General features: G+C 57.8%; 2 protein-coding genes. One reads left to right on the forward strand and one right to left on the reverse strand.

What is annotated here, in order from left to right; all coding sequences use genetic code 11:
* Positions 1-384 precede the first annotated feature (384 nt).
* The gene (locus VN887_16165; protein HXT41542.1) at positions 385-1782 is read right to left on the reverse strand and encodes a glycoside hydrolase family 32 protein; all 1398 of its coding nucleotides are present in this window, start codon (positions 1780-1782) and stop codon (positions 385-387) included.
* A 1040-nt stretch (positions 1783-2822) separates the two neighbouring features.
* On the opposite strand from VN887_16165, the gene VN887_16170 reads away from it, so the two are divergent.
* On the forward strand, positions 2823-3348 hold a 526-nt coding region (locus tag VN887_16170; GenBank protein HXT41543.1), incomplete at its 3' end, for a cupin domain-containing protein.

The raw sequence follows: 3348 nt of genomic DNA on the forward strand, positions 1-3348 counted from the left end.
GCGGCGCAGAGGCGCAGCGTTACGCTCGTGGCGAGGGCGAATGCAATCAAGTGTGTGCGTTTCATGGCGGTCAGATTATACGAATCTCCGCGGCGCGACAATGAGAATACTGCCGGTGGATTCTCGTTCTTCGAGGGCGAAGTCCGCCGGAAGGTGCTTTGAGACCAGGCGCAGAACTGGCGTCGGTGCCGGTCGTCAATTACTCGACGCCGGCTGCCGGCAGAGGTCGCACGCTCACCTCCCTGAACCAGACGATGTCGCCGGGGTCATGGTTCTGCAGGCCGATGTAGCCCGTCTCGGGACGTTCCGTCTCATAACATTCCTTTCGAGGCGGCAGATCGCGACTCCGGGGATCGAAGCGCGTGATGCGTTATCCGTCGATACCTACCAGATCGTTTTCATGGGCCACGCCTCCACCCGTTTCGCCATGGTAATGCCCCCTTCGGTGCGGATTTCCAGAGACGCGTTCGCGTCGAGCGGAGAAATGACTTTCGTGATGCACGCGGTTTCGTTGGCAAACACTTCGAGGACCGAACGGTCGATGAACATTCGCAGGCTTAATTTTTCCGCCCCTTTGGCCAGCCGGAGCGGAGCTTTCGCGTCCATCGCTTTCAATTCGCTGCCGTTGAAACTCACCGTGACAGGCGGGTTTGTACCCGTGCTCTTGATGCTGAACAGGAAGTTGGTCGCCGACCGCAAATCAATCTCCGCCAGGATTTCCAGCGTGTTTGTGTTGGGCAGCGCAAAAAATTCTCCGCCACCGTCCAGACGGACATTCCGCCACTCCGTCTGTTTGCCGCGCAACTTTTCCAATTGCGGCGCCGGCGTTTGACGCAGTTCGCCTTCACGCGAAAAACTCAATAACCGCGGCACCGTCAGACAGCCATTCCAGCCCCGTCCGTTCGGAAAGCCGTTCACCCAGCCCCAAACAATGCGCCGGCCGTCGGGCACGAGCATCGTGTTCGGCGCGTAAAAATTTCCAGGATCCAGCACCCCTTGCGTGCGCGATTGAAAGCGGCACGTCTCCGCGTCGAAGTCACCGACGAAATACCGCACCTTGCCGTACGGCGAAACGAACAGCACCCACCGGTCACCGAGCTTGAAAAAGTTCGGGCACTCGGCCGAGCCCGCTTTCGTGTCGGGAAGTTGAAACAACACGCCGCGATATTTCCATTTCGTGAGTTCCGGATTTTCCGCTTCGTAAATGTTTACCACCGCTTCGCCATTTTTCGCAAGATGCCCGCCCAGCACAACGAAAGTCTTCTTTCCCTCCTTGAAAATAAACGGGTCGCGCCAGTCATAGATTTTTCTCTCGCCATGGAGCGCTTCCGAAAGCACCGGGTTCGCAGGAGATTTCTGCCAGTGAATCAAATCGTCATCACTCGTGGCCGCCCATTGCTCGGCGTGATCGAAGGCCGATTTTCCCGGCGCGATGCTCGTGTAGAAGATCATCGGCTGCCCTCGCCCGTTGATCGTGCAGCAGCCCGACCAGATCGACTCTTCACCCTGATCGCCGGAAGGCGCGATGGCGATTGGCAAAGGCTCCCACTTTGCCAGGTCGCGACTGCGCACGTGACCCCAGTATTTTACCCCGCCTGTGTCGCTGAACGGATCCAACTGATAGAAGAGATGGTAAAAGCCCTTGTGAAAGATCGGGCCGTTCGGATCGTTGACCCATTGCGCGGGAGATGTGACGTGAAAAATCGGACGAGCCGGATCCGCCTGCGCGCGTGGCGTGGCGGCCTGAACCGCGTCCGTCGCGCGAACCAGCGCCTCATTCATCGTTTCTCCGCGCGAGCCAGGGGACAAGAACAGGACGGTAAGCAAAGACAGGTAACGCGTTCGGAACATGAAGTGATGGTGTCTGGTAACGCGCTTTGTTTCAAGACGGCAATGAGTCTTGAAGATAGTCGCAGTCCGCCAGCCCTGGGCTGACGGATTTGAATCTCGTTGTTGGGATTCATTTTCAGCGCCGTCAGGCGCGGCATATTTGTAGCATCCAAAATCCAACAAGGTTTCAAGCTCCGATAGGAGCGGAATATGCCACCCCGACGGGGCTGTGTCCCTCGCCCGTGGGAACGGGAGAGGGTTGTGGGATTATAGGCGTGGGTAGCTACAAAGATTTCACTCCTACGGAGCTTTCGGACGGAGCGCGACTGTGTTTGCAGGACCAGTCGCAGCGGGTGGATGGGCGGAAGCGGTCAAAAAATATTTTGCGGCATGTATTTGCGAACGTGCTGCGACTGGGCGTTGCCACAGCTGCCGGCCAACCGCAACGCGGTTGCAGCACTCAGCCCAGCGTTGGCCGACGCAGTCGGGCTACGCTGGGTGACGATTCAACAATGAAAACAACTCTGAAGGAGTTGTGGCAGGTGTAGTGTCCGGCCTGTGGCCGGATTGCGTTTGGCGAGTCGAGGCGCAGCCTCGACACTACACCTTCAGCGTTGATGAATTTGGACGGTTTCCCAGGGTAGCCCCGAATGCTTGCGGGGCAACAGCTGGGCTGATGGATTTGACTTGAGCCGTTTGGTAAACGGCGAAAGGAACTAACCGCGAAATACGCAGAATACGTGAACGGGATTTCGGTTTTGAATTTCGCGTGGTTCGCGTGGTTCGCGGTTCAAAAATTTGGCGAAGCCGAAGGCCCTCTGGCCCTCGCCTGTAGGAACGGGAGAATTGGCAGGCCGAGCTTCGGCTGGCCAAGCCAGGGGGTGTTGGGGAGAAAACCAATTCCCAGGCCGAATGAACGGGCGCGGACGAAAGTGGAGCGCTGAAAAATCTGCCTGCTCCAAAACGTGTTCCCAGCTATACTTCGACAGACGATGCAAGACAAACAACCAGCCCTGACGATCGAGGTCAAACACAATGGTGAACGGCTCACGCTCCGTCGTGTCAGAAACGCGAACGGCGTCGAAGAATTGCATTTGTCGGGAACGCTTCCGCCGCACCAGAAAGGTCCGCCACTCCACATCCATTTTGCCGAAGACGAATATGGCGAAGTGATTTCCGGCGTCCTCTCCGCTTCACTGGACGGAAAGACCTTTCAAGTTGAGGCTGGCGGTCGCGCGCGTTTTCCCATCGGGAGCACGCATCGGTGGTGGAATGACGGCGACAAGGAACTGGTGTTTCAAGGCGTCGCGACGCCCGCGGTTGATCTGGACCGATACCTCCAAGCGCTCTTCGAAGTGATCAACGCCGGCCCGGAGCGACGCCCACCGCTGTTTTACATGGCGCATGTCCTCCATCGCCATCGGCACACGCAACTGGCTTTGGTCATCCCGCGCCCGGTTCAACGCGTGCTCTTTCCCATCATCATTTTGCTCGGGTCAGTGCTCGGCAAATACCGTG

Origin of the sequence: Candidatus Angelobacter sp., assembly GCA_035607015.1 — a bacterium.
Lineage (GTDB): Bacteria > Verrucomicrobiota > Verrucomicrobiia > Limisphaerales > AV2 > AV2.